Source organism: Roseateles sp. DB2 (assembly GCF_051857535.1).
Taxonomy (GTDB): domain Bacteria; phylum Pseudomonadota; class Gammaproteobacteria; order Burkholderiales; family Burkholderiaceae_C; genus Roseateles_B.
The window spans coordinates 193,942-220,353 of record NZ_JBPZGY010000006.1; the positions used below are offsets into that span (position 1 = coordinate 193,942).

Consider the following 26,412-nt stretch of genomic DNA (forward strand, 5'->3'; position numbering starts at 1 on the left):
CATGCCCGCCACCCGTCCCGCCGCCCCCGACCTCGAAGTGAAGAAAGCCCCTACCCAGGCCCGGGCGGTGGAGACCTACGAGCGCATCCTGGCGGCCTGTGCGGAGCTGCTGGGCGAGGTGGGCATCGAGCGGCTGTCGACCAATCTGGTCTGCCAGCGGGCCGGCATCTCGCCGCCGGCCCTATACCAGTACTTTCCGAACAAGTACGCCATCCTCCACGAGCTGGGCACGCGGCTGATGCAGGTGCAGAACGAGCTGCTGATGCCCTGGGCCGTGCCGGCCACCTTCCAGCTGCCGGAGCCGGATTTCGCGGCCAGCGTGGCCGAGCTCTTCCTCAAGACCTTGGCCCTCACCGAGCGCATGCCGGCCGGCGTGTGGGTGACGCGGGCGCTGCGGGCCGTGCCCTCCCTGCAGTCCGTGCGCAATCTTTCGCATGACCAGGTGACGGACCTGCTGCTGCTGCCCTTCATGAGCGCCCATCCCGGAGCCGACACCGCCCGGGCCAAGCTCACCATCCGCCTGGCCATCGATGCCCTCTATGCTGCCCAGGAGCTGCTGTTCGACGACCCCAGCCTGGACGCCGAGGCCGTCGCCAGCACCATGGCAGAGATGGTGGCCGCCCAGCTCTGCCGTCTGCGCGGCTGAGCCCCTGCGCCCAGGGGGCCCGCTGGAGGCTGACGCCGTGCTGTCTTGCCCAGTCCGTGGCCCTAGCTATTGGGAGGATGTCGCCACTTCATGAGACCATGCCCCCTCAAGTCATGACCCGACCGGTGGGAGGCTGCAGGCAATGACGGGATGGTTCAGGCGTGCGCTCCGGGCGTCGCCGGTGCAGGCGCGCTATGCAGGGCTGGTCTGCCTGGCCTACCTTGCCTTTGCCCTGCTATGGATCTTCTTCTCGGACCGGGCGCTGGAGCTGCTGGTCGAGGAGCCGCAGCGTCTCTCGGCCGCCACAGCCAAGGGATTCTTCTTTGTCTTCGTGACGGCGACCCTGCTGTACCTGGCCCTGCGCACGGTGCCGATGATAGGGGCGCAGGAACGGGAGACCTCCTGGATGCTCCGGGCCGGCCCAAAGTCGGCGGCATCCTGGTATCTGCTGGCCTTGGTGCTCAGCGTGTCGGCCATGGGGCTCTACCTGGCCCTGGGGTCGGTGCTGGAGGGGCGCCTGCTGGTGGGCATCTTCATGCTGCCCGTGATGCTCAGTGCCATGCTGGGCGGTCTGGGGCCAGGTCTCTTCGGGACCCTGATGTCCCTGCTGGCGGCCCTGCTGGCCCTTTGGAAGCTGCGTGGTGGCTGGGCGCAGCTGCAGGTGCTGGACGGGCTGCAGCTGATGTTTCTGCTGGGAAACAGCCTGGCGGTGAGCTTTCTGGCCGGGCGCTTGCGGGCCAGCCTGCAGGCCATGGCGGCCAATCGCCAGCTGCTGGCCGCGGTGGTGGACGGCACCACCGACGCCGTCTTCGTGAAGGATGCCGACGGACGCTACCTGATGGTCAACCAGGCGGCAGCGGGCTTTGTCGGCCTTCCCCGCGACGCGATCCTGGGCCGCAGGGATGCGGACATCTTCCCGGCCGAGTCCGCACGCCTCATCCGCGCCCGGGACGAACTCGTCATGGCCGAAGGGGTTACCAGCAGCCACGAGGAGTCTCTGCTCAACCAGTCGGGGCAGGCCTTGGTTTTCCATGTGACCAAGGGCCCCTGGCGCGATGAAGGCGGGGCCATACGCGGTCTGTTCGGCATCTCGCGCGATGTGAGCCGCGAGGCACGTCGCGAGCTGGCGCTGAGCGAGGCGGCTGCAGCCATGCAGGAGGCCCAGGCACTGGCTCACGTGGGCAACTGGTCCTGGGATCTGGGGCGAGACGAACACCAGTGGTCCCAGGAGATCTATCGCATCTGCGGACGCGACCCGGCCCTGGGGCCCGCCGTCGTGCCGGAGGTGTGCCGCTACTTCACGGTGGGGGGCTGGGCCGCCATCGATGGAGCAGTCCGGCAGACCCTCGCTGACGGCACGCCTTACGAGGTCGATGCCGAGGTTCTGCGTGACGATGGCAGCCGGACGTGGATCACGGTCCGCGGGCGCGCGGTGCATGACGCAGCTGGCGCCGTGACGCGTCTCGTGGGCACCGTGCAGGACATTGGCGAGCGCAAGCATGCCGAGCTGGCCCTGGCCCTGCGGGAGGCGCAACTCAGCCGCGTGCTGGAGGGCTCGGACCTGGGCTACTGGGACTGGAATGTGCAGGCCAATGAATTCCAGGTCAGTCCGCGCTGGGAGACCATGCTGGGCTACGAGCCGGGCGAGATGCAGGTCAGCACGGACCAGTGGCCCCGGCATGTGCACCCGGACGACTTTCCGCTGGCGCTGGCCTCCATCGAGCAGCACCTCAGCGGCGAGGCGCCGGCGCATGAGGTCGAGATGCGCCTCCGTACCAAGGACGGCGAATGGCGCTGGATCCGGACCTCGGGCCGCGTGGTCAGCCGGGACGCCGAGGGCCGGCCGCTGATGATGTCCGGCACGCACACCGACATCACCGAGCGCAAGCAGCTGGAGCTGGCGCTGCGCGAGGCCGCCATGGTCTTCGACAGCAGCCTGGAAGGCATCATGGTGGTGGACCCCCGGATGCGCATCACCAAGGTCAATGCCGCCTTCTGCCACATCACAGGCTACGACGCGGATGACGTGCTGGGAAAGAGCCCTGCGATTCTGTCCTCCGGCCGCCAAGGTCCGGACTTCTACCGCGAGATGTGGCGCAGTCTCGCCGCCCACGATGTCTGGCGCGGCGAGATCTGGAACCGCCGCCGCAATGGCGAGATCTACGCCGAGCTGCTGACCATCTCCTGCGTGCGCGATGCCAAGGGCGTGGTGCAGCACTACATCGGTGTGTTCTCCGACATCAGCCAGATCAAGAGCCACGAGGCCGAGCTGCACCGCATCGCCCACTTCGACCCGCTCACGGGCGTGCCCAACCGCCGCCTGCTGGTGGACCGCCTGCACCAGGCACTGGCGCGCGCGGCGCGCACCGAGAGCAGCCTGGCCGTCTGTTTCCTGGACCTGGACGGCTTCAAGGTCGTCAACGACGCCCATGGCCACGCCGTGGGCGACCGCCTGCTGATCGAGGTGACGCAGCGCATGGCCGAGGTGCTGCGTGCCGAGGACACCCTGGCCCGCCTGGGCGGCGACGAGTTCGTGGTGTTGCTCACCGACATCAGCAGCGAGCGCAACTGCGCCCTGGTCCTGGATCGCCTGCTGCAGGCGGTCCAGCAGCCCCTGCGCATCGAGGGACTGGAGCTGCGGGTGACGGTGAGCATAGGCGTGAGCCTCTTCCCGCACGACAACGCCGATGCCGACACCCTCATGCGCCACGCCGACCAGGCCATGTACCTGGCCAAGGAGGCCGGCAAGAACCGCTACCAGCTTTTTGACCCGGTCAGCGACCGGCGTGCGCAGTCGCATCGCGAGTTCCTGCAGCGCCTGCAGCAGGCTCTGGAGGCACGTGAGTTCGTGCTCCATTACCAGCCCAAGGTGGACCTGGTGGATGGCCGTCTGCTGGGCGTCGAGGCCCTGATCCGCTGGAACTGCCCCGGACGCGGGCTCGTGCCCCCGGGCGAGTTCCTGCCGCAACTGCAGTCCACGAGCCTGGAACTTGCCGTGGGGGACTGGGTGATCGAGGAAGCCCTGAGCCAGGCGCAGCGCTGGCGCGAGCAGGGCCTGGACCTGCGGGTCAGCGTCAACATCAGCGCCTCTTATCTGCAGCAGCCGGACTTCCTGGACAAGCTGGCCCAGGCCCTGTGTCGCCACCCGGGCCAGCAGCCTCGGCAGTTCGAGCTGGAGGTGCTGGAGACCGCGCAGATCGAAGACATGGATGCGGCCGTCGCCATCCTGAGGCGCTGCGGCGAGTTGGGCGTGCGCTTCGCGCTGGATGACTTCGGCACCGGCTACTCCTCGCTCACCTATCTGCGCAAACTGCCGGTGCAGACACTCAAGATCGACCAGAGCTTTGTGCGCGGCATGCTGGGCAATGCCGACGACATGGGCATCGTCGAGGGCGTGATCCGCTTGGCGCGGGCCTTCCGCATGGACGTGGTGGCCGAGGGCGTGGAGACCCTGGAGCATGGCCGCATCCTGCTGCAGCAGGGCTGCCGGCTGATGCAGGGCTATGGCATTGGGCGGCCCATGACCCCGGAGGCGCTGCGGGGCTGGTGGCTGAACTGGCAGCGCGAGGCGCCCTGGGTGGCACTGCAGGCCCTGCCTTCCCGCACGCAGGCTGATGACCCGGTAGCATGAGCGCCGGTGATAAAGCCGGGTGCAAAGTGCGAGGTGAGAGCTTGAGGACATGGTGGAAGGGTGTATTCGCCCTGCTGGTGCTGTTGGCCCTGGCGGTCGCGGCGGGGCTGTGGTGGCTGCACGGCAACCTGGACCGTCTGGTCCAGCGCGCCATCGTGGAGCAGGGCAGCGCCCTCATCGGGGCGCCCATCCAGCTGCAGGGCGTTCACATCGACCCCCGCACCGGGGCGGGTGAGCTGCGGGGCCTGGTCATTGGCAATCCGCCAGGCTTCAAGACGCCCCATCTGCTGCAGGTCCAGCGGGTGCGGGTACAGCTGGACATCGGCACACTCACGCAGCCAGTGGTCGTGATCCAGGCGGTGGAGATCGAGGCTCCGGACGTGATTTACGAGAAGGGCGCCACCCAGACCAATATCGAGGCACTGCAGACCCATCTGGCGCGGCAACTGCAGCGCACGGAGCAGGCGCCGTCAGGGCAGGGCTCGGCGCCGAAGAAGTTCATCGTGGAGCGCTTCCAGCTGCTGCGGCCGCAGGCCCAGGCCAGCGCGGCCTTCATGCAGGGCAGGACGGTGAGCCTCAAGCTGCCGGAGATGGACCTGCGAGATCTCGGCCGGGCCGAGGGCGGGCTGACTGGCGGCGAGCTGGGCGCCCAGGTGGCCAAGGCCCTGCAGCAACGGCTCAAGGCCTCCTTCTTCTTCGACCGTGCCCTGCAGTCCACTGGCGAGACCGCCCGCCAGGCCGGCGAGGCCCTGGGCAATCTCTTCAAGAAGCACTGAGCGCCGGCAGGCGCAGCGGGGTCAGGTCTTGCCGAACAGGCCCTGGTGCTGCGCGCGCAGCAGGTTCTTCTGCACCTTGCCCATGGTGTTGCGCGGCAGTTCGGTCTGGACGAACACCGCCTTGGGCACCTTGAAGTTGGCGATGCGGGCCTTCAGCGCCGCGATCAGGGCCTGCGGCTCGGGTGTCATGCCTGGGCGCGGCACCACAGCGGCGATCACGCCCTCGCCGAAGTCCGGGTGCGGCACGCCCACCACGGCCGACTCCAGCACCCCCGGCAGCTCGTTGAGGAAGCCCTCCACCTCAGCCGGGTAGACGTTGTAGCCACCAGTGATGATGAGGTCCTTGCTGCGACCCACGATGCGCACATAGCCGGCTTCGTCCTGCTGGCCTACGTCGCCGGTCTTGAACCAGCCATCGGCGGTGAACTCCTCGGCTGTCTTTTCGGGCATGCGCCAGTAGCCGGCGAAGACATTGGGGCCGCGCACCTGGATGTGGCCGATCTGGTCCGGGGCGCAAGGGCGGCCGGCATCGTTGATGATGCGCAGGCCCACGCCGGGCAGGGCCGGGCCCACGGTGCCGCCGATGCGCTCGCCGCCCTCGTAGGGATTGGAGGTGAGCATGATGGTCTCGCTCATGCCGTAGCGCTCCAGGATGGTGTGGCCTGTGCGGGCCTGCCAGTCGCGGAAGGTCTCGATGAGCAGGGGCGCCGAGCCGCTGATGAAGAGCCGCATGCGGGCGCAGGACTCGTGGGTGAGCGAGGCTTCGGCCAGCATGCGCACATAGAGCGTGGGAACGCCCATGAAGACGGTGGCGTCCGCCAGACGCTGGACCACGGCGCGCGGCTCGAAACGGCTGAACCAGATCATCTTGCTGCCGTTGAGCAGGGCGCCGTGCGAGGCCACGAAGAGGCCGTGCACATGGAAGATGGGCAGGGCGTGGATCAGCACGTCGCCCGGGCGCCAGCCCCAGGCCTGCTGCAGCACGCGCGCGTTGGAGAGCAGGTTGCCATGGCTCAGCATGGCGCCCTTGCTGCGGCCGGTGGTGCCGCTGGTGTAGAGAATGGCGGCCAGGTCCTCGGGCTTCTTCACGGCGGGCGTGTGCTCGTCGCTCATCTGGGAGGCGCGGTCCAGCAGGGTGCCGGTGCGGTCCTCGTTGAGGGTGAAGACCCGCTGCGTGCCGGCCAGAAAGGCCAGCTTGGACACCCAGCCGAAATGCTGCCCGGCACAGACCACCACGGCCGGCTCGGCATTGCCGATGAAGTACTCGAGTTCCGCCGCCTGGTAGGCCGTGTTCAGCGGCAGGTAGACGTGGCCGGCGCGCAGCACGGCCAGGTAGAGCATCAGGGACTCGACGCTTTTCTCGGTCTGCACGGCGATGCGGCTGGCCGGCGGCAGGTCCAGGGAGTCCAGCAGATTGGCCATCATGGCCGTGCCGCGCTCCAGGTCCCGCCAGCTGTAGCGTAGTGCTTCGCCGTCGGCGCATTCGATGGCGCAGGCGTCGAGGTCAGGCGCAAAGGAAGCGCGCAGGGCGGCGAAGAGATTGGCGTTGGCGGCGGCGTTCATGGGCCGACATTGTGCGGCGTGCGCCGTCCGTCCTTCAAGGAGACGGCCGATTCAGGGCAGGGAGACGCTGGACATGTAGTCCAGGTAGGCCGTCGTATGCCAGCTGAAATGGGCGACGTTCAGCGTCAGCGGGAGCGAGGCATCGAAGTCACCCTGCAAGGCCAGGGTGACCGGCTTGTGCCCGCAGCTGTAGCTCATCCGGAAGCCCGGCACCGCCGAACTGCGCCGGCCTCCCTGCTCCACGTAGAAGCGGGATCCGTCAAAACTCCTGGACAGCTTGCAGATCGACGGGTTCTCGTTGAGGCGAACCAGGAGCTGCTGCCGCCCGTAGGCATTGGTCGCCTTCCAGGCCTTCACGCTTATCTGCTCGCGTGCATAGGGGTCGTAGCTGGCCTCCTTGGCGCCCGCCGGGGCCAGGTCAGGGTAGGGCCTGCCCCAGCCGTTGTCGGGCGGGAAGTCATAGGTCGACCAGTTGCAGGCGGCTCGCGTCCTGTCGACGGCGGCTGCGAAGCCATCGGCACCAAAGCCGAGCGCAGCAAAGGGGCGGAACTCGGCCATGAGGTCCCAGTTCGTGTAGAGCGCCTTGAGCAGGCGGCTGTCGATGAAGGGCGGCGTCAGCAGGGTGCTCGAGCTGTCGCGGGTCTCCACCCAGACGTCGGAACGGCTGTAGCTGGAGCCGACACGGAGGTCCACACTGCCATTGCTCGTGACGAAGGGCGTCCGGAGGGTGTAGCTGCGCTCGCCCTTGCTGTTGCAGGAAATGGTGAACTCCCCACCGCTATCGCCGCGTGCGGTCAAGGTGGTGGTGGCCGTGCTATCCACGCTGGAGCGCGTCGAGGCGATGAGCCACTGCGTCGCGGTCCGATCCAAGGGCTCAGAGACAGGGGCCGGTGCAGGTGCAGGTGCAGGTGCGGGTGCAGGTGCGGGTGCAGGTGCAGGTGCGGGTGCAGGTGCGGGTGCAGGTGCGGGTGCAGGTGCGGGTGCGGGTGCAGGTGCGGGTGCGGGTGCAGGTGCAGGTGCAGGTGCAGGTGCGGGTGCAGGTGCAGGTGCGGGTGCGGGTGCGGGTGCGGGTGCGGGTGCGGGTGCGGGTGCGGGGGCAGGTGCAGGTGCAGGTGCAGGTGCAGGTGCAGGTGCAGGTGCAGGTGCAGGTGCAGGTGCAGGTGCAGGTGCAGGTGCAGGTGCAGGTGCAGGTGCAGGTGCAGGTGCGGGCACCGGCGAGGGCGAGGGCGTCGGGGGGGCGTTTGGCACAGCCGAGGGGCCGCCGCCGCCGCAGCCGCTCACGGCCAGGGACGCGGCAAGCAGCCAGCCGAGGGCGGGCGTGGGGCAGGGGCGCAGGGGGACGGGTTTCATCAAGAGCGGCGTGTGAGGCAAGGGAAGCAGCAGCGTCGGGAGACCTGCCGCATGAGCATGACAGGCGGTGCCGGGGCGAAGCAGTGAAGGCCTCAGGCCCTGCGGGGGCAGGCCAAGGGCGCTGCCCATGCCGGGTACGACAGCTCGAACGGCTGCCGGCGTTGTCGCATGCACATGTGGGCGCTGCGGGGGCGCGGTCCAGTCATGGCGCTCATGGGCACCCTCCCTGCTGTGATTTTTGTGGGGCGAAAGCGTAACAGGCTTCCTCCGGGCAACCCGCTGCGGGGGCGTAATGGTTTGCCCTGGGTGTGCGTCGGCCAGCGCAGCGCCTGCCCGCGCTACAGTCCCCCGCTGTTCCCGCTGCAGCAGTACCGCGCCCGATGAACCTGCCTCTCCTGCCCCAAGACGCCGACGGCGTGCTGCGCCTGGCTGCGCAGTCCATGTTCGAGGTCTTTGCCCAGGCGGTGGAGGGCATGATGGTGGTGGACCGCCAGCACCGCATCGTCTGGATCTCCGACGGCTACAAGCGCTTCCTGCCCGCGCTGGGCTTTGGCGACGAGACCGAGTTCGTGGGCCGCCGCGTCGAGGAGGTGGTGCCCAACACCCTCATGGCCCAGGTGGTGGACCAGGGCCAGCCCATGCTGGTGGATCTGCTGACCAACAAGGCCGGTACCTTCCTGGTCAGCCGTCTGCCACTGCGGAACGAGGCCGGCGAGGTGATCGGCGCGGTAGGCATGGTCCTGCTGGACCATCCCGAGACCACCATGCAGCCGCTGATCGCCAAGTTCAGCCGTCTGCAGCAGGAGCTGGACGACACCCGCCGCCAACTGGCCGCCGAGCAGGTGAAGAACCGCCGGCCGAAGTACAGCATCGCCAGCTTCGTGGGCAGCAGCGCGCCCGCGCTGGAGATCAAGCGTCAGGCGCGTCGCGCGGCCTTGTCCGGCGCCACCGTGCTGCTGCTGGGGGAGACTGGCACCGGCAAGGAGCTGCTGGCTCACGCCATCCACACGGCCTCGCCGCGCGCTGCCAAGCCGCTGGTGAGCCTCAACATCGCTGCCGTGCCCGAGACCCTGCTGGAGGCCGAGTTCTTCGGCGTTGCGCCGGGTGCCTACACGGGGGCGGACCGCAAGGGCCGCGAGGGCAAGTTCAAGCTGGCCGACGGCGGCACCCTGTTCCTGGACGAGATCGGCGACATGCCCCTGCCGCTGCAGAGCAAGCTGCTGCGTGTGCTGCAGGAGCAGGAGCTGGAGCCCCTGGGCAGCAATACCGTGATCCGTGTCGATGTGCGCGTGATCGCTGCCACCAGCCGTGATCTGCCCGCCATGGTGGCCCGCGGCGAGTTCCGCGCCGACCTCTTCTACCGCCTCAATGTGCTGCCCCTGCGCGTACCGCCCCTGCGCGAGCGGCTCGATGACATCGAGGCCCTGGCCGAGGCCCTGCTGGAGGACATCGTCCGGCGCGCCGGCATGGCCTCGCGCAGCCTGGCGCCCGACGCACTGGAGCTGCTGATGCGGCAGGACTGGCCCGGCAATATCCGGGAACTACGCAATGTGTTGGAGCAGGCCTGCCTGATGGGAGACGAGATGCTGCTGAGGGCCGCGCAGCTGGCGCCCTACCTGAAGCACGCGGCCAGTGGCGCCGGCCGCGGCGTCGACTCCCCGGGGGGCGAGCGCCCGGCACTGCTGCCAGCCGAGTCCAGCCTGGACGATCCGCGCCTGCTGCGGCCCTTGTCCGAGCAGATCACCGAGCTGGAGCGCGCGGCCCTGCGCGCGGCTCTGCGCGCGACGGGCGGTAACAAGCTGGCCGCGGCCCGTTTGCTGCGCATGTCCCGAGCCTCGCTCTACGACAAGCTGCCCCTGCTCGCGCAGGAGTGAGCGGCGATCAGCGCGTGGGTCGCGTTGCGGCGCGCGCTTCCCACTCGGCGCGGCTGATCTCGTAGCGACGCACCTCCATGTCGTAGGCGCGGCTCAGGCCCACGTCCCGCATGCCCAGCCGCTCCATCACCCGCCAGGAGTTCTCGTTTTCGGGATGGCAGACCGATACCAGCAGCTCGATGGGCTGGGTGCGGAAGGCGAAATCACCCATGGCCAGGGCCGCTTCGCTGGCCAGGCCCCGGCCCCAGCGGTCCTGGCGCAGCCGCCAGCCTATCTCCAGGGGCTCGCCCACGATGCGGCCCAGGTGCTGGATGCAACCGGCACCGATGAGCTCGCCGCTCTCCAGCTCGATGAAGCTCCACCACGAGAAACCGTGCTCGGCCCAGCGGGCCTGCACGCGCTCGATGACGGCATCCGTCTCTTCCTGGGTTTCAGGTCGGCCGTTGAGGTAGCGCTGCACCACGGGGTCGCTGTTGAGACGGTTCAGGCCCAGACGGTGGGCGGGGACCATGGGTTCCAGGCGAAGTCGTGGGGTGTCGAGGATGCTCATGGGGCGACTCTAGTGAAGCCAGGCGGCGAGGCCAAAGGGCATGGGCCGGCTCATGCGCCGGGCTTCCACGCCATGTCCCGGAGGGCGCGGGCCAGTTCGTCGGGCTTGAAGTCGCCCAGATTGCCCATGACGATGAGGGCCCGGCCCTGCTCGGGGACCCGCTCGAAGCGGGCCGAGAAGCCTTCGCTCTGGCCCTCGTGCCAGACCTGCAGCCGGCCGGCCGGGGCGCGCTGGAAGTTCCAGCCAAGGCCATAGGCATGGCCCTGGTCGGTGGGTACGCCCTGGGCCCAGAGTTTCTCGAACACCCGCCGGTAGGGCTTGAACGCGCCCCAGCCGTGCAAGGCACGCTCCCACTGGATCATGTCCCGCAGGCTCATCTCGAAGCCACCGCAGCCGGCCGCCATCCAGCTGCGTACACCCGGCGGCTGCTCTGCACTGATGTCGACGACGCCACCCGGGCGGCGCTGGTGGGGGGCGGCCATGCCCGCGTAGCCAGGGGCCGGCGGCATCAGCCGGGCGCTTTTCATGCCCAGGGGCTCGAACAGCCTTTGCGCCAGCACCTGCTCATAGGGGCGGCCGGCCAGCCGGCCGATGGCGCAGGCCAGCAGGTTGTAGCCCGTGTTGCTGTAGTGGCAGCGCTGACCTGGCGGACTCAGCAGGGGCTGGCGCTTGACGATGGGCAGCCACTCGGCCTCACCATAGTTGCGGGGAAACAGGGCCTGGACCTCGGGATCGCTGAAATCGACGTTCTTGGGCAGGCCGGCGGTGTGCTGCATCAGCTGCTGAAGCGTGATGGCCTGCCAGCTCTCGGGCAGGTCCTCGATGAGATCGGCCAGGCGCTGATCCAGGCGCAGTTGCCCGTCCTCGACCATCAGCTGCGCGGCGCAGCACAGCAGGGGCTTGGAGAGGGAGCAGATGTCGAAGCGCGTGTCCGCTGTGACGGGCTGCTGCTGCGCGACGCTGGTCCGGCCCAGGCCGCGGGCGTAGAGGGGCTCGCCGTCCTGCAGCACGGCCAGGGCCAGGCCGGGCATCTGCTGGTCCTGCTGCCACTGCCGGGCGTAGCGGTCCACCCGGGCCGAGGCTGTCTCGCGGCGCGCCGCCGCACGGGCGTCTGCCTTGCCCAGCGCCAGGCCGCAGCCCAGGCCGGCAGCCAGGCCCTGGCGCAGGAGCTGGCGTCGTTGCAGTGCTTTGGTCATCACCCATCCTTCCGGTCCGACGCCAGCTGTCTGCAAGGCAGACAGGACAGCCGCTGTGTTTGAAACTTGAACAACCCTGTCCAGGATCCGGTCATCGCAGGGTAGGCCTGGCGGCCCGGGCCTGCCTTCCAGGGGCTCAGCCGGGGCCGGCCGCGCGATGGTACGAGGGCAGGGGCCTGCCAGGCAGGAGGGCTTCGCTCGGGGTTTACGCCAGTTTGGGCGGCCTGCGGCACAGGCAGGGCTGCCGCAGGCACGACCCTTGCACCATGATCGCCAGATCCGGGCGCAGATCCCGGCCCGCATCACAACAGGAGACCTGTCATGCCCTTCATCCACCGCCGCTCGGCGGGCCTGGCCCTCGTCGGCGCCTGTGCCCTGCTGGCCCTGCCTGCGCAGGCCGCCGGCAACGAGATCCGCATCGCCCATGTCTACTCCAAGACCGGCCCGCTGGAGGCCTATGGCAAGCAGACGCAGACCGGCCTGATGATGGGCCTGGACTACGCCACCGGCGGCACCATGATGGTCAACGGCAGGAAGCTGGTGCTCATCGAGAAGGACGACCAGGGCAAGCCCGACGTGGGCAAGAGCCTGTTGGCCGCGGCCTATGGCGATGACAAGGCCGACATCGCCGTGGGCCCCTCGTCCAGCGGCGTGGCCCTGGCCCTGCTGCCGGTGGCTGAGGAGTACAAGAAGATCCTGCTGGTGGAGCCGGCCGTGGCCGATGCCATCACCGGCGAGAAGTGGAACAAGTACATCTTCCGCACCGGCCGCAACAGCTCGCAGGACGCCATCGCCAATGCGGTGGCCCTGGACAAGCCCGGCACCGTGATCGCTACCCTGGCCCAGGACTACGCCTTCGGTCGCGACGGCGTGAAGGCCTTCAAGGATGCGATCAAGAAGGCGAAGCTGGTGCACGAGGAGTACCTGCCCACCAACACCACGGACTTCACCGCCGGCGCCCAGCGCCTGATCGACAAGCTCAAGGACCAGCCCGGCCGCAAGGTGATCTTCATCATCTGGGCCGGTGGCGGCAATCCCTTCAAGATCGCCGACCTGGACCTCAAGCGCTACGGCATCGAGATCGCCACCGGCGGCAACATCCTGCCGGCCATGGTGGCCTACAAGCAGTTCCCGGGCATGGAGGGCGCCAGCTACTACTACTTCGGCATGCCCAAGAACCCGGTCAACGAATGGCTGGTGGCCAACCACTACAAGCAGTTCAAGTCGCCGCCGGACTTCTTCACCGCGGGCGGGATGACGGCGGGCATCGCCCTCGTCGAGGCCCTCAAGAAGACAGGCGCAGAGACCGGCACGAACAAGCTGATCAAGGCCATGGAAGGCATGAGCTTCGAGACGCCCAAGGGTCGCATGACCTTCCGGCCGGAGGACCACCAGGCGATGCAGTCCATGTACCACTTCAGGATCAAGGTGGACAAGGCGTTTGAGTGGGGGGTGCCGGAGTTGGTGCGGGAGATCAAGGCGGAGGAGATGCAAGTCCCCATCCGCAACAAGCGCTGAAACGCTGGGCTACTGCGCGAACGCTGGCCGTCGTTGCGGGTCCTCCCAAAGATCCTCACGACCCGCAAGGTCGCTCCGGTCTTTGGGCCCCCGCGCCTAGTCCAGCGTCCGCTCGTGGCTCGGCTACTGCGCGAACGCTGGCCGTCGTTGCGGGTCCTCCCAAAGATCCTCACGACCTGCAAGGTCGCTCCGGTCTTTGGGCCCCCCGCGCCTAGTCCAGCGTCCGCTCGCGGCTCGGCTACTGCGCGAACGCTGGCCGTCGTTGCGGGTCCTCCCAAAGATCCTCACGACCCGCAAGGTCGCTCCGGTCTTTGGGCCCCCCCGCGCCTAGTCCAGCGTCCGCTCGCTACGCCTCGGGCTCTGGAAGCTGGGGTGGTGTACTTTGATGTTGGAGTTGTTGTGCTTGAAACTCGGAATCTGACGATACGGTTCGGTGGGCATGTGGCTGTCGATCACGTCTCCTGCGCGTTCGCGCCGGGCTCGCTGACGGCCATCGTGGGGCCGAACGGGGCGGGGAAGACGACCTACTTCAACCTGGTCTCGGGGCAGTTGCCGGCGAGTGAGGGTCAGGTCTTGCTGGATGGGGAGGACTTGAGCTCCCTGTCGGCGCCGCTGCGCACGCGCAAGGGCCTGGGGCGGGCCTTCCAGCTGACGCAGCTCTTTCCGCACCTGCCGGTGCTGGAGAACGTGCGGCTGGCGGTGCAGGCGCGCCACGGCCTGGGGCTGAAGATGCTGTCGGTGTGGGTGAAGCACAAGGCGCTGATCGAGGAGTCCATGGCGCTGCTGGAACGGGTGCGGCTGGCGTCCAAGGCGGGCGCGCTGGCGGCCAGCCTGCCGCACGGTGACCAGCGCAAGCTGGAGGTGGCGGTGCTGATGGCGCTGCAGCCTAAGGTCTACATGTTCGACGAGCCCACGGCAGGCATGAGCGTGGACGAGGTGCCCGTGGTGCTGGACCTGATCCGCGAGCTCAAGCGGGAAGGGCGGCACACCATCCTGCTGGTGGAGCACAAGATGGACGTGGTGCGCGAGCTGGCGGACCGCGTCATCGTGCTGCACCAGGGCGCCCTGGTGGCTGACGGAAAGCCGGCAGAGGTCATGGCCCTGCCGGTGGTGCAGGAGGCCTACCTGGGCGTGGCGGCCGGCGGCAGCGAGGAGCTCGCGGCATGAAGCCCCTGCTCGAACTGCGCGGGGTACAGACCCACATTGGCGCGTATCACATCCTCCACGGCGTGGACCTGGTGGTGCCCCAGGGCGAGCTGACCCTCCTGCTGGGCCGCAACGGCGCCGGCAAGACCACCACGCTGCGCAGCATCATGGGTCTGTGGCAGCCCAGCGGGGGTCAGGTCTTGCTGGACGGCCAGGCCATCGGAGGTCCCGGCGCGCAGCTGGGAACGCCGGAGATCGCCCGCCACAGCATCGCCTACGTGCCCGAGAACATGGGCATCTTCGGCCAGCTCAGCGTGGCGGAGAACCTGCTTCTGGCGGCCCGGGAGGCCCGCCGCATCGAACAGCTGGACGGCGCGCGGCTGGACTGGCTCTTCGGGCTCTTCCCGGCGCTGAAGAAGTTCTGGCACTACCCGGCCGGCAAGCTCTCGGGCGGGCAGAAGCAGATGCTGGCCATCGCCCGCGCCCTGGTCGAGCCGCGCCGCCTGCTGCTGATCGACGAGCCCTCCAAGGGCCTGGCGCCGGCCATCGTGCAGAACCTGATCGAGTCTCTCAAGGAACTCAAGCGCAGCCGCACGACGGTGCTGCTGGTGGAGCAGAACTTCCACATGGCCCGCCAACTGGGTGACAGCGTGGCGGTGATGGACGACGGCCGCGTGGTGCACGCCGGCCGCATGGCCGAGCTGGCCGCCGACGAGACCCTGCAGCAGCGGCTGCTGGGCTTGTCGCTGGCGGCGCATCAATGAGGAGGGGCGCATGAGCATGCCCATGTCGACACCCGGCGCGAGCGCCCCCGCGGCAGGCCTGCGCCTGAGCCTGGACTGGCAGCCGCTGGCCTTGCTGCTGGGCCTCATGGCCCTGGCCCTGCCGCTGATGGGCAGCGCCTCCAGCTGGGCCACGCTGACCCTGGCCGGCCTGGCCATGGGCCTGATCATCTTCATCATCGCCTCGGGCCTGACCCTGGTCTTCGGCCTCATGGACGTGCTGAATTTCGGCCACGGCGTCTTCATCGCCCTGGGCGCCTTCATGGCCACCACGGTGATGGGCGGCATGAGCGGCTGGACGGGCGAGGGCAGCAGCCTGGCCGCCAACCTCGTGGCCGTGGGCCTGGCCTGCCTGGCCGGCATGGCGGTGGCCGGCGCGGTAGGCCTGGTCTTCGAGCGTGTGCTGGTGCGGCCGGTCTACGGCATGCACCTCAAGCAGATCCTGATCACCATGGGCGGCATGATCATTGGCGAGGAGTGCATCAAGCTGCTGTGGGGCGCGCAGCTGGTGCCGCTGCCGGTGCCCGAAGCGCTGCGCGGCTCGCTGCTGCTGGGGGACGTCGCCATCGAGAAGTTCCGCCTGCTGGCCGTGGTGCTGGGGCTGGCGGTCTTCGCGGGCCTGCTGTGGGTGCTCAACCGCACCAAGCTCGGCCTGCTGATCCGCGCTGGCGTGCAGGACCGCGAGATGGTGGAGAGTCTGGGCTACCGCATCCGCCGGCTCTTCGTGGCGGTCTTCGTCGCGGGCTCGGCCCTGGCCGGGCTGGGCGGGGTGATGTGGGGGCTCTACCAGCAGGGCGTCACGCCGCAGATCGGGGCGCAGGTCAACACGCTGATCTTCATCGTCATCATCATCGGCGGCCTGGGCTCGACGCTCGGCTGCTTCGTGGGGGCGCTGGCGGTGGGGCTGATGGCCAACTACTGCGGCTTCCTCTTCCCCAAGGCGGCGCTGTTCTCCAACATCGGGCTCATGGTGGCGGTGCTGATGTGGCGGCCCCAGGGCCTCTATCCCGTGGGAGTCCGTTGATGCTGCGCGCCCTGCTTTCCCATGACCTGCCGCGCAGCCGCCTGCTGGCCGCGCTGCTGCTGGCCTGCGTGGTCGGGCTGCTGCTGACGCCCTTCCTCTTCCCCGGCATCAAGGCGCTGAACGTGGCGGCCAAGATCCTCGTGTTCATCGTGCTGGTGGCCAGCTATGACCTGCTGCTGGGCTACACGGGCATCGTGAGCTTCGCCCACACCATGTTCTTCGGCATCGGGGCCTATGGCGTGGCCATTGCCAGCAACCAGATGGGGCCGGGCTGGCCGGCGCTTGCCACGGGCGTGGGCGCGGCCCTGGGGCTGAGCTTGCTGTTGTCCCTGCTGATCGGACTGTTCTCGCTGCGGGTGAAGGCGCTCTTCTTTGCGATGATCACCATGGCCGTGGCCTCGGCCTTCCTGGGGCTGGCCTCGCAGCTGTCCGAGTTCACTGGCGGCGAGGACGGGCTCAGCTTCCAGGTGCCCGAGCTGCTTCAGCCGGGCACGGAGTTCCTGGAGGAGCCCTTCCTGGGGGCCAGCATTGATGGGCGCTTCGCGGCCTACTACCTGCTGTGCGCCTGCACGATCTCGCTGACCCTGCTGATGCTGCGCATCGTCAACTCACCTTTTGGCCGTGTGCTGCAGGCCATCCGCGAGAACGACTTCCGCGCCGAGGCCATCGGTTATCAGACCGTTGTCTACCGCGTCTGGGCCAATGTGCTGGCAGCGCTCTTCGCCACCCTGGCCGGCGCCATGCTGGCCGTCTGGCTGCGCTACAACGGGCCGGACACCTCGCTGTCGATGGAGCTGATGCTGGACGTGCTGCTGATCTGCGTGATCGGCGGCATGGGCAGCCTCTACGGCGCGGTGGTGGGCAGCGTGCTCTTCATGGGCGCGCAGGCCTATCTGCAGGACCTGATGCGCCTGGGCGCCTCGGCGGTGGAGGGCGTGCCCGTGCTGGCCGCGCTGATCTCGCCGGACCGCTGGCTGCTGTGGCTGGGCCTGCTCTTCGTGCTGGCGGTCTATCACTTCCCGGCCGGCATCGTCGGCGGCCTGCGGCTGCGGGCCGCGCGCCGGGCGCTGGCGGCCCTGAGCAAGGAGCAGGCATGAGCCTCACCTTCCCGGGATTCACCTCCCACTACCTGCGCTGCGCCGGCCGCGAGATCCACTACACCGACTGGGGCCCGGCCGATGCGCCGGTGGTGATCGCCTGGCACGGCCTGGCCCGCACGGGGCGGGACATGGATGCCCTGGCGGACTTCCTCAGCAGCGACTACCGTGTGATCTGCCCCGACACGATAGGCCGCGGCCTCTCCCAGTGGAGTCCCGACCCCGACCGCGAATACTGCCTGGACTTCTACGTGCAGCTGGCCACCGCGCTCGTGGACCAACTGCAGCTGGCACGCCTGCACTGGGTGGGCACCTCCATGGGCGGCGCCATTGGCACGGTGGCGGCGGCGACGACACTGCGCGGCCGCATCGAGCGGCTGGTCCTCAACGACAACGGCCCCTCGCTGGCGGCGCCGGCCATCGCGCGCATCCGCGCCTATGCTGGCAACCCGCAGGCCTTTGACACCCTGACGGAGCTGGAACAGTACTTCCGCCAGGTCTACAAGCCCTATGGCTGGCTCAGCGATGCGCAGTGGCGCCTGATGACCGAGACCTCGATGCGCCGCCTGCCCGACGGCCGCGTGGCGCCGCACTACGATCCGGCCATGGTGCGCCAGTTCGTCACCCGGCCCGACGACTACGAGCGCTGGGCCGAATGGGACAGCCTCAGCCTGCCGGTGCTGTGCCTGCGCGGTGAGGACTCCGACCTGCTGCTGCCGGAGACGGCCGAAGCCATGCGCGTGCGCGGGCCCTGTGCGGCGGTGGCCACCATCCCGGGCTGTGGCCATGCGCCCGCGCTCAATGTGCCGGCGCAGCTGGAGCTGGTGCGGCGATTCCTGGAGGGTGCCTGAGGCTCAGCCGCCGTTGACGCTCACATGGCCCTTGCGCTCGCAGCGCTGCACGGGCTTGGGGAGATCGGGCCCGAAATTGGTCTCCCAGCACTCATCGAAGACCGAGCAGTAGCAGCCTGCAACGCTCAGCTTGCTGCGCTCACGATCCACCGCCTTGTAGAGGGCTTCCACCTGCTTGTCCTGCACGTCTTCCCCGCGCCAGCTGAACAGCATCTGGCGCCGGCCGGCCGTCAGCACATCGCCGGCGATGGAGCCGCTGCGGGTGTAGACGTGCGCATCCTTGGGTACGCTCAGCTGCTGAGTGCGCGCCACCTCGGCAGGCAAGGCATGGCTGCTCTTGAGCGGCTTGCCGTCGTAGCGCATCTCCAGCCAGACCACGCGGGCCGGGCCGGTGCCGACGTTCTCCACGGCGAGCTGGAGTTCGGACTTGTCGCTCGCGTTGATGTTGGCGGCGTAGTACTGCAGGATGGGCGTGGACCCGGCCTTCACCAGGCGTGCGTTCTGCTCGACCAGGGCCTGCATGGTGGCACTGGTCTTGAGCGCCGACACCAGCGCGGCACCGGCACTCAGCAGCATGCTCAGGGCCACGGCCACATGGAACCAGCGCGGCGCCTTGTCCTCGCCCGCGGGCTTGCTCGGCTTGGGAATCTCGATCACGGCCTCACTCCTTGGCCGCGATTATGGCGAGCCGCTGGAGGGCTGGCGGTGGGATCGCGACGAAACGCCTATTGCGCAGGCAGGCGGCCCAGCCAATGGTCCAGGCGGCCGCGCAGGGCGGTGAAGTCCAGGGGCTTGGTGAGGTGCTCATCCATGCCGGCGGCCAGGCTGGCCTTCACGTCGCTCTCCAGCGCATGGGCGGTCAGGGCCAGAATTGGGAAGTGCGGCAGTTCGGCGCGGGCCTGCAGCTCGCGCAGGCGGCGGGCGCATTCCAGGCCGTCCATGCCGGGCATCTGGATGTCCATGAGCACGAGGTCCGGGGCGGCCTGCATGCAGGCATCCACGGCTTCGAGGCCATTGCTGGCCAGGCGGCTGCGCAGGCCCATGAGGGACAGGAACTCCAGGGCCACGACCTGGTTGATGGGGTTGTCCTCGACGAGCAGCACCTGCACACGGGCCGCTTCTGCACCGATGGCGCCCTTGGGAATACCGTTGCTGCCCGCTGTCATCATGATGAACCGCCCGCCTGCCATTGGCCAAGATCCACTCGCCTCGCGCTGTGCCCTGCGAAAGGCCGGCAAGAGCGCAGGCCTGTCGTGTGCCGTCCAACGCGTCGGCACCTCCCTGAGGGCGGGATGGACATCCCCGCGCCAGCAGGTGAGCGAACCTCGGGTTAACCCGCATTCTTGATTTCGGACTCGCTCGGGGCGTGATGTTGCCCCCGGATTTGCGGCGATGCAATGGCTGTCGGTGTCATTTACGTCTTTGAACCAGCGCAAGCGGGGCCAGGTCTTGATGCATCGCAAGTCATGTCCCGGGGGCGTGAGCCGGATGCGGCATCATGGCCATCGCCGCCTGCTGACAGATTCGTGTCATCGCGCTCCCTAGAATGACCGCCTCCTTCAGTCAGAGACCCGCCACGATGTCCGACGGTCATATCAAGATTCGCGGTGCCCGCCAGCACAACCTCAAGAACCTCGATCTGGACATCGCCACCCATGAGCTGACGGTGGTGACAGGGCCCAGCGGTTCGGGCAAGTCCAGCCTGGTCTTTGACACGCTCTACGCGGAAGGCCAGCGGCGCTATGTGGAAACGTTTTCAGCCTACGCCCGCCAGTTCCTGGACCGCATGGACCGGCCGGCGGTGGACAAGGTCGAGGGCGTGCCCCCGGCCATCGCCATCGACCAGACCAACCCGGTGCGCACCTCGCGTTCCACGGTCGGCACGATGACCGAGCTCAACGACCACCTCAAGCTGCTCTTCGCCCGCGCGGCGCAGCTCCACGACCGCCAGACCGCCCAGCCGGTGCGGCATGACACGGCCCAGACCATCTTCGCCGAGCTGAAGGCGCGCACGCTGGCCGAAGACCCGCGCCTGGTGCTGACCTTCCCCGTCGAACTGCCCGCCAACACGAGTGCCGAGCAGGTGCAGCAGTGGCTGGCGGCGAGCGGCTTCACGCGCATCCAGGCCGAGCGCATGGTGGGCGCCCCGAGCGGCGAAGGGCTGCCCCCAGCCGAGAGTGCCCCCTCGGGGGGCAGCGCAGCCGCGGTGGCGGCAGGCATGGGGGCTCGAAAGGTTCTTGATGTGGTGGCCGACCGCTTCCGCATGCAGGGCGTGGACACCCAGCGTGCCATGGAAGCCATCGAGCTGGCCCTGAAGCGCGGCAGCGGCCGCCTCAATGTTTACGCGGGCGGCAGCGATGAGCAGACGCCCGACGTCTGGCGCTACTCCACCGGCCTGCACTGCCCCGACAGCGACCTGCGCTACCAGGACCCGCAGCCGGCGCTGTTCTCCTTCAACTCGGCCATGGGTGCCTGCGAGACCTGCCGCGGCTTCGGCCGCGTGATCGGCGTGGACCTGGGCCTGGTCATCCCCGACGACAAGAAGACGCTGCGCGCCGGTGCCATCAAGCCCCTGCAGACGCCGGCCTGGGCCGAGTGCCAGGACGACCTCATGCGCCATGCGGGCGAGGCCGGCATCCCGCGGGACACCGCCTGGAGCCACCTGACCGCAGCCCAGAAGGACTGGGTCATCAACGGATCGCCCAACTGGAAGGGCAAGTGGAACCAGCAGTGGTACGGGGTTCACCGCTTCTTCGAGTACCTGGAGAGCAAGGCCTACAAGATGCACATCCGCGTGCTCTTGTCCAAGTACCGTAGCTACACCGAATGCCCGGACTGCCGCGGTGCGCGCCTCAAGACCGAGGCCCTGCTGTGGCGCGTGGGCTCGGCCGCTCTGGCCGATGCGGCGCTGCCGCGCGAGGCGCGCTTCCTGCCCAGCGGCACGGCCTGGAGCCGCGCGCAACTGGAGTCCCTGCCGGGCCTGCATCTGCACGACCTGATGCAGCTGCCCATGCACCGCCTGCGCCGCTTCATGGACGAGCTGCAGCTGCCCTCCACCATGCTGGACGAGGCGCTGAAGCTGCTGCTGGAGGAGATCCGCAACCGGCTGAAGTACCTCTGCGACGTGGGCCTGGGCTACCTCACGCTGGACCGCCAGAGCCGCACGCTCTCCGGTGGCGAGGTGCAGCGCATCAACCTCACCACGGCCCTGGGCACCTCGCTGGTGAACACGCTGTTCGTGCTGGACGAGCCCAGCATCGGCCTGCATCCGCGGGACATGAACCGCATCGTGCAGGCCATGCACCGCCTGCGCGACGCGGGCAACACGCTGGTGGTGGTCGAGCACGATCCCGCCGTCATGCTGGCCGCCGACCGCCTCATCGACATGGGCCCCGGCCCCGGCGAGAAGGGCGGCAGCATCGTCTTCGACGGTACGCCGGAGGCCATCCGCTCGGCCGACACGCTCACTGGCGCCTACCTGGGCGCGCGCAAGCAGGTGGGCATGGGCCTGAAGCGCCTGGTGGACGCCTCGACGCCGCGCCTCATCCTCGAAGGCGCGCGCGAGCACAACCTCCAGAACGTCAGTGTGGAGTTCCCGCTGCAGCGCATGGTGGTGGTCACCGGCGTCTCGGGCTCGGGCAAGAGCACGCTGATGCAGGACGTGCTCTACCCGGCGCTCGCCCGCCACTTCGGCCAGGCCACCGAGGCCCCGGGGGCGCACGACCGCCTGCTGGGCGCGGACTGGCTGGCCGGGGCTGTCTTCGTGGACCAGTCCCCCATCGGCAAGACCGCTCGCTCCAATCCGGCCAGCTATGTGGGCGCCTTCGACGAGATCCGCAAGCTCTTCGCCGCCACGCCCATGGCGCAGGAACGCAGCTACGGCCCGGGCATGTTCAGCTTCAATGCGGGCGATGGGCGCTGCCCCACCTGCGGCGGCTCGGGCTTCGAGCACGTGGAGATGCAGTTCCTCTCGGACGTCTACCTGCGCTGCCCTGACTGCGACGGCCGCCGCTTCCGCGCCGAGATCCTCGACGTGAAGATCATCCGGGACGAGCGCGAGCTCTCGGTCTCCGAGGTCCTGGAGCTGACCGTCAGCGAGGCTGTGCATCTTTTCCGCTACGACCGCGAGGTGCTGCTCAAGCTGCAGCCCATCCTCGACGTGGGCCTGGAATACGTTCGCCTGGGCCAGCCCGTGCCCACGCTGTCCGGTGGCGAAGCGCAGCGCCTCAAGCTCGCCGGCTTCCTCGCCGAGGCGGCGACGAGCGCGAGCAAGAGCCGCCAGGCCGTCGCGAAGAAGGGCACGCTCTTCCTCTTCGACGAGCCCACCACCGGCCTGCACTTCGACGACATCGCCAAGCTCATGCGCGCCATGCGCAAGCTGCTGAGCGCGGGGCATTCGCTGATCCTGATCGAGCACAACCTGGACGTGATCCGCGCCGCGGACTGGCTGATCGACCTCGGCCCCGAGGGTGGCGAGGACGGCGGCCTGCTCGTCTGCCAGGGCACGCCCGAGGAGGTGCGCGAGCACCCGAGCTCGCACACCGCCGCGGCCCTGCGCGAGTACGCCCTGCACATGGACCGCCCCGCGGCCAAGGTGGAGGAGGGCCGCCCGCTGCAGACCGTGGTGCGGGCCCGCCGTGCGCAGGCCGAGGAGTCCATCCGCATCGTCAACGCGCGTGAGCACAACCTGAAGTCGGTCGACGTCGCCATCCCGCGCGGCAAGTTCAACGTCATCACTGGCGTCTCGGGCTCGGGCAAGTCCACCCTGGCCTTCGACATCCTCTTCAACGAGGGCCAGCGCCGCTACCTCGAATCGCTCAATGCCTATGCGCGCTCCATCGTGCAGCCGGCGGGGCGGCCGGAGGTGGACGCGGTGTGGGGCATCCCGCCCACGGTGGCCATCGAGCAGCGGCTCTCGCGCGGCGGCCGCAAGAGCACGGTGGCCACGACCACCGAGGTCTGGCACTTCCTGCGCCTGCTCTACGTGAAGCTGGGCGTGCAGCACTGCCGCCATGACGGCACGCCGGTCAAGCCGCAGAGCCTGGAGTCCATCCTCGCCCAACTGATGCGCGACTACCGCGGCCAGCACATCGGCCTGCTGGCGCCCCTGGTGATGAACCGCAAGGGCCTCTACACCGACCTCGCCAAGTGGGCCAAGGGTCGCGGGCACAGCCATCTGCGCGTGGACGGCGAGTTCCTCCCCACGGCGCCCTGGCCCAAGCTGGACCGCTTCAAGGAGCACACGCTGGAGCTGCCGGTGGGGGACCTCGTCGTCTCCCCAGACAAGGAGAGCGAGTTGCGCGAGCTGTTGCTCAAGGCCCTGGACCACGGCAAGGGCGTGCTGCACGTGCTGAGCCCGCTGGACGGCTTGGGGGGCGCGCTCAAGAGCGGCGCGTCCACCGCCGGGCTGGGCACGGTGCGGGTGTTCTCCACCAAGCGCGCCTGCCCCACCTGCGGCGAGAGCTACCCCGAGCTGGACCCGCGCCTGTTCAGCTACAACTCCAAGCACGGCTGGTGCAGCAGCTGCGTGGGCACGGGCCTGGCGCTCAGCAAGGAGCAGCGCAAGCTGCTGGACGACTCCCAGCAGGACAAGGACAAGCGCGGCCGCGAGCAGAGCTTCAACGCCGAGGTGGAGGTCGAGGGCCTGGCCGACGAGGCCTGCCCCGACTGCCATGGCGCCCGCCTGAATCCCACGGCCCGCGCCGTCACCTTCGAGGGCGAGGGCATCGCCGCGGTGGCGAGCTGGAGCGTCAGCCAGGCGCGCGAATGGGTGTCAGGTCTTGCCCTCAGCGGCCGGGACGCCGAGATCGCCCGCGACGTGATCAGCGAGATCCGTGGCCGCCTGGAGTTCCTGGAGCAGGTGGGCCTGGGCTACCTCACGCTCGAGCGTGCGGCGCCCACGCTCTCGGGCGGTGAGGCCCAGCGCATCCGGCTGGCGGCGCAGCTGGGCAGCCATCTGCAGGGCGTCTGCTACGTGCTGGACGAGCCCACCATCGGCCTGCATCCGCGGGACAACCAGATCCTGCTCGACGCCCTGGCCACCTTGGGTGACAAGGGCAACACCCTGGTGGTGGTCGAGCATGACGAGGACACCATCCGCCGCGCCGACCACATCATCGACATCGGCCCGGGCGCCGGCAAGCGCGGCGGGCGCGTCATCGCCCAGGGCACGGCGGCCGAGCTGGCACAGCATGCCGATTCGCTGACGGGCCGCTTCCTCGCCCATCCCCTGCGCCACCCGCTGCAGGAGCGCCGGCCCTGGACGGGCGAAGGCCCCAAGCTGAGCGTGCGTGGGGCCACGCTGCACAACCTGCAGGGCGTGACCGTGGACCTGCCGCTGCAGCGTCTGGTCGCGGTGACGGGCGTCTCGGGCTCGGGCAAGTCCACGCTGGCGCGCGACGTGCTGCTGGCCAACATGGCCATGGCCGTGCCCCTGCGCAAGTCACCCTCGCGCTGGATAGGCTGCGAGTCGGTCGCCGGCCATGAGCAGGTGGACCGCGTGCTGGAGGTGGACCAGACCCCCATCGGCAAGACCCCGCGCTCCTGCCCGGCCACCTACATCGGCTTCTGGGACGCCATCCGCAAGCTCTTCGCCGAGACGCTGGAGGCCAAGGCGCGCGGCTATGCCGCCGGCCGCTTCAGCTTCAACACCGGCGAGGGCCGCTGCCCCGGCTGCGAGGGCCAGGGCATGAAGACCATAGAGATGAGCTTCCTGCCCGACGTGAAGGTGCTGTGCGACCAGTGCCACGGCCAGCGCTTCAATCCGGAGACCCTGGGCGTGAGCTGGCGCGGCAAGAGCATCGGCGACGTGCTGGCCATGGAAGTGGACGAGGCCGTCGAGTTCTTCGCGGCCATGCCCTCCATCGCTCATCCGCTGAAGCTGCTGCAGGACGTGGGCCTGGGCTATCTCACGCTGGGTCAGCCCAGCCCCACACTGTCGGGCGGCGAGGCGCAGCGCATCAAACTTGTGAGCGAGCTGGTCAAGGTACGCGACGATGTCACCCGGCGAGGCCAGAAGGCGCCGCACACGCTCTATGTGCTGGACGAGCCCACCGTGGGCCTGCACATGGCCGATGTCGAGAAGCTGATCCGCGTGCTGCACCGGCTGGTGGCCGGCGGGCATTCGGTGGTGGTGATCGAGCACGACCTCGACGTCATCGCCGAGGCCGACTGGATCCTGGATCTGGGCCCCGAGGGCGGCACAGGCGGCGGCCGTGTCGTCGTGGCGGGCACGCCGGAAGCGGTGGTGGCCTCGAGCAGTCATACGGGCCGGGCGCTGGCGCCGGTGCTCAGCCGTGGCTGAGACCTCGCTGCCGGCCGCCCTGTTGCAGCATGCGGCGGAGTTGGTCGAGCAGGCGGACCTGATCGTGGTCGCGGCCGGCGCCGGCATGGGCGTGGACTCCGGCTTGCCGGACTTCCGCGGCCGCGAGGGCTTCTGGCAGGCCTACCCGGCCCTGGCCCGCACCGGCATCGACTTCTATCAGGCCGCCAACCCGACCCGCTTCAGCGAGGCGCCGCGCCAGGCCTGGGGTTTCTATGGCCACCGCCTGGCGCTGTACCGGCGCACGGTTCCGCACGAGGGCTTTGCCCTCCTGCAGCGCTGGATGGCGCGGACCGACCTGGGCGGTGTGGTCTACACAAGCAATGTGGACGGGCAGTTCCAGCAGTCGGGCCAGGACGAAGGGCAGGTCTGGGAATGCCATGGCTCGCTGCGTCACCTGCAGTGCAGCCGGCCCTGCACGGAGGCGGTCTGGTCCGCCGATGCCTTCGAGCCGGAGGTCGACGAGGACCGCTGCGAGCTGCGCAACACCTGGCCCCTGTGCCCGCATTGCGGCGCGCTGGCGCGGCCCAATGTGCTGATGTTCGGCGACGAGGCCTGGGTGGACACCCGTGAGCGCTCGCAGGCGCATCGCGTGGCGCCCCGGCTGGCCGCCGCGCGCAGGCCCCTGGTGATCGAGCTGGGCGCCGGCACGGCGGTGCCCTCGGTGCGGATGTTCAGCCAGCATGTGCTGCAGCGGTTGAAAGGGCGGCTCTTGCGTATCAACCCGCGGGAATGGCAGGTGCCGGGCCGCCTGGATGTGGGCCTGGCCTGCGGCGCGCTGTCGGGCCTGCAGGCCATTGATGCCCTGCTGACCTGAGCCTTCGGCTCGTGGATGCCACGAGGCCAGGAGACCTTGTGCTGAAGCGTGTATCGGACCGCGATCGCACGACAGCGGGTGCCACTGATCCGGCTCCGTCACCAAGGGCTGAACCTGCCTCGATGAACTGTGCATTCGACCGCGATTGCGCACCAGCGCATCGCGCCCCAGCGGGTGCCGCTGATCCGGCTCCGTCACCAAGGGCTGAACCTGCCTCGATGAACTGTGCATTCGACCGCGATTGCGCACCAGCGCATCGCGCCCCAGCGG

Annotated in this window: 18 protein-coding genes; 12 read left to right on the forward strand and 6 right to left on the reverse strand. The window is 69.0% G+C overall.

The window, feature by feature from the left end; genetic code table 11:
• Position 1: 1 nt before the first annotated feature.
• From ACS5PK_RS12245 to ACS5PK_RS12255, 3 genes are all read left to right on the forward strand, one after another.
• The gene (locus ACS5PK_RS12245; RefSeq protein ID WP_439440523.1) at positions 2–646 is read left to right on the forward strand and encodes a TetR/AcrR family transcriptional regulator; all 645 of its coding nucleotides are present in this window, start codon (positions 2–4) and stop codon (positions 644–646) included.
• Positions 647–788: 142 nt separating this feature from the next.
• Positions 789–4,277, forward strand: a complete 3,489-nt coding sequence (locus ACS5PK_RS12250) for an EAL domain-containing protein (RefSeq protein ID WP_439440524.1) — start codon at positions 789–791, stop codon at positions 4,275–4,277.
• 41 nt (positions 4,278–4,318) lie between these two features.
• Complete coding sequence (locus ACS5PK_RS12255) at positions 4,319–5,053, forward strand: hypothetical protein (protein ID WP_439440525.1); 735 nt, start codon at positions 4,319–4,321, stop codon at positions 5,051–5,053.
• Between the two features lie 21 nt (positions 5,054–5,074).
• Here ACS5PK_RS12255 and ACS5PK_RS12260 read toward each other — a convergent pair whose 3' ends face one another.
• Both ACS5PK_RS12260 and ACS5PK_RS12265 read right to left on the reverse strand, forming a co-directional pair.
• Positions 5,075–6,616 carry a malonate--CoA ligase gene (locus ACS5PK_RS12260; protein WP_439440526.1) on the reverse strand — a complete coding sequence of 514 codons (1,542 nt, stop codon included), beginning with the start codon at positions 6,614–6,616 and terminating at the stop codon, positions 5,075–5,077.
• A gap of 51 nt (positions 6,617–6,667) precedes the next feature.
• On the reverse strand, positions 6,668–7,486 hold the full coding sequence (locus ACS5PK_RS12265) for a hypothetical protein (protein ID WP_439440527.1): 819 nt from the start codon (positions 7,484–7,486) through the stop codon (positions 6,668–6,670).
• An 860-nt stretch (positions 7,487–8,346) separates the two neighbouring features.
• On the opposite strand from ACS5PK_RS12265, the gene ACS5PK_RS12270 reads away from it, so the two are divergent.
• Positions 8,347–9,840, forward strand: coding sequence for a sigma-54 interaction domain-containing protein (locus ACS5PK_RS12270; protein ID WP_439440528.1), 1,494 nt, complete (start codon positions 8,347–8,349; stop codon positions 9,838–9,840).
• A gap of 7 nt (positions 9,841–9,847) precedes the next feature.
• On the opposite strand, the gene ACS5PK_RS12275 is transcribed toward ACS5PK_RS12270, so the two are convergent.
• Positions 9,848–10,390 (reverse strand): GNAT family N-acetyltransferase, encoded by a 543-nt coding sequence (locus tag ACS5PK_RS12275; protein ID WP_439440529.1) that lies wholly within the window; start codon positions 10,388–10,390, stop codon positions 9,848–9,850.
• A 50-nt stretch (positions 10,391–10,440) separates the two neighbouring features.
• The gene (locus ACS5PK_RS12280) at positions 10,441–11,586 is read right to left on the reverse strand and encodes a serine hydrolase domain-containing protein (RefSeq protein WP_439440530.1); all 1,146 of its coding nucleotides are present in this window, start codon (positions 11,584–11,586) and stop codon (positions 10,441–10,443) included.
• Between the two features lie 321 nt (positions 11,587–11,907).
• On the opposite strand from ACS5PK_RS12280, the gene ACS5PK_RS12285 reads away from it, so the two are divergent.
• From ACS5PK_RS12285 to ACS5PK_RS12310, 6 genes are all read left to right on the forward strand, one after another.
• Positions 11,908–13,104 (forward strand): substrate-binding domain-containing protein, encoded by a 1,197-nt coding sequence (locus ACS5PK_RS12285; RefSeq protein WP_439440531.1) that lies wholly within the window; start codon positions 11,908–11,910, stop codon positions 13,102–13,104.
• A gap of 399 nt (positions 13,105–13,503) precedes the next feature.
• Positions 13,504–14,271, forward strand: coding sequence for an ABC transporter ATP-binding protein (locus ACS5PK_RS12290; protein ID WP_439440532.1), 768 nt, complete (start codon positions 13,504–13,506; stop codon positions 14,269–14,271).
• Positions 14,268–15,014: an ABC transporter ATP-binding protein gene (locus ACS5PK_RS12295; protein WP_439440533.1), complete on the forward strand. Its 747-nt coding sequence runs from the start codon at positions 14,268–14,270 to the stop codon at positions 15,012–15,014. The genes ACS5PK_RS12290 and ACS5PK_RS12295 overlap by 4 nt, the downstream gene beginning before the upstream one ends.
• Before the next feature lie 22 nt (positions 15,015–15,036).
• The gene (locus ACS5PK_RS12300) at positions 15,037–16,056 is read left to right on the forward strand and encodes a branched-chain amino acid ABC transporter permease (RefSeq protein ID WP_439440578.1); all 1,020 of its coding nucleotides are present in this window, start codon (positions 15,037–15,039) and stop codon (positions 16,054–16,056) included.
• Positions 16,056–17,153: a branched-chain amino acid ABC transporter permease gene (locus ACS5PK_RS12305; protein WP_439440534.1), complete on the forward strand. Its 1,098-nt coding sequence runs from the start codon at positions 16,056–16,058 to the stop codon at positions 17,151–17,153. The genes ACS5PK_RS12300 and ACS5PK_RS12305 overlap by 1 nt, the downstream gene beginning before the upstream one ends.
• A complete protein-coding gene (locus ACS5PK_RS12310) occupies positions 17,150–18,004 on the forward strand; it encodes an alpha/beta fold hydrolase (protein ID WP_439440535.1) in 855 nt (284 codons plus the stop codon). Before ACS5PK_RS12305 ends, ACS5PK_RS12310 begins: the two co-directional genes overlap by 4 nt.
• A gap of 3 nt (positions 18,005–18,007) precedes the next feature.
• On the opposite strand, the gene ACS5PK_RS12315 is transcribed toward ACS5PK_RS12310, so the two are convergent.
• Both ACS5PK_RS12315 and ACS5PK_RS12320 read right to left on the reverse strand, forming a co-directional pair.
• Entirely contained in the window at positions 18,008–18,661 is a 654-nt protein-coding gene (locus ACS5PK_RS12315; RefSeq protein WP_439440536.1) for a hypothetical protein, read from the reverse strand.
• Positions 18,662–18,729: 68 nt separating this feature from the next.
• Entirely contained in the window at positions 18,730–19,173 is a 444-nt protein-coding gene (locus tag ACS5PK_RS12320; RefSeq protein WP_439440537.1) for a response regulator, read from the reverse strand.
• Between the two features lie 410 nt (positions 19,174–19,583).
• On the opposite strand from ACS5PK_RS12320, the gene uvrA reads away from it, so the two are divergent.
• The gene (gene uvrA, locus ACS5PK_RS12325; protein WP_439440538.1) at positions 19,584–25,307 is read left to right on the forward strand and encodes an excinuclease ABC subunit UvrA; all 5,724 of its coding nucleotides are present in this window, start codon (positions 19,584–19,586) and stop codon (positions 25,305–25,307) included.
• The gene (locus ACS5PK_RS12330; RefSeq protein ID WP_439440539.1) at positions 25,300–26,142 is read left to right on the forward strand and encodes an SIR2 family NAD-dependent protein deacylase; all 843 of its coding nucleotides are present in this window, start codon (positions 25,300–25,302) and stop codon (positions 26,140–26,142) included. Before uvrA ends, ACS5PK_RS12330 begins: the two co-directional genes overlap by 8 nt.
• The last annotated feature ends 270 nt before the right edge of the window (positions 26,143–26,412 follow it).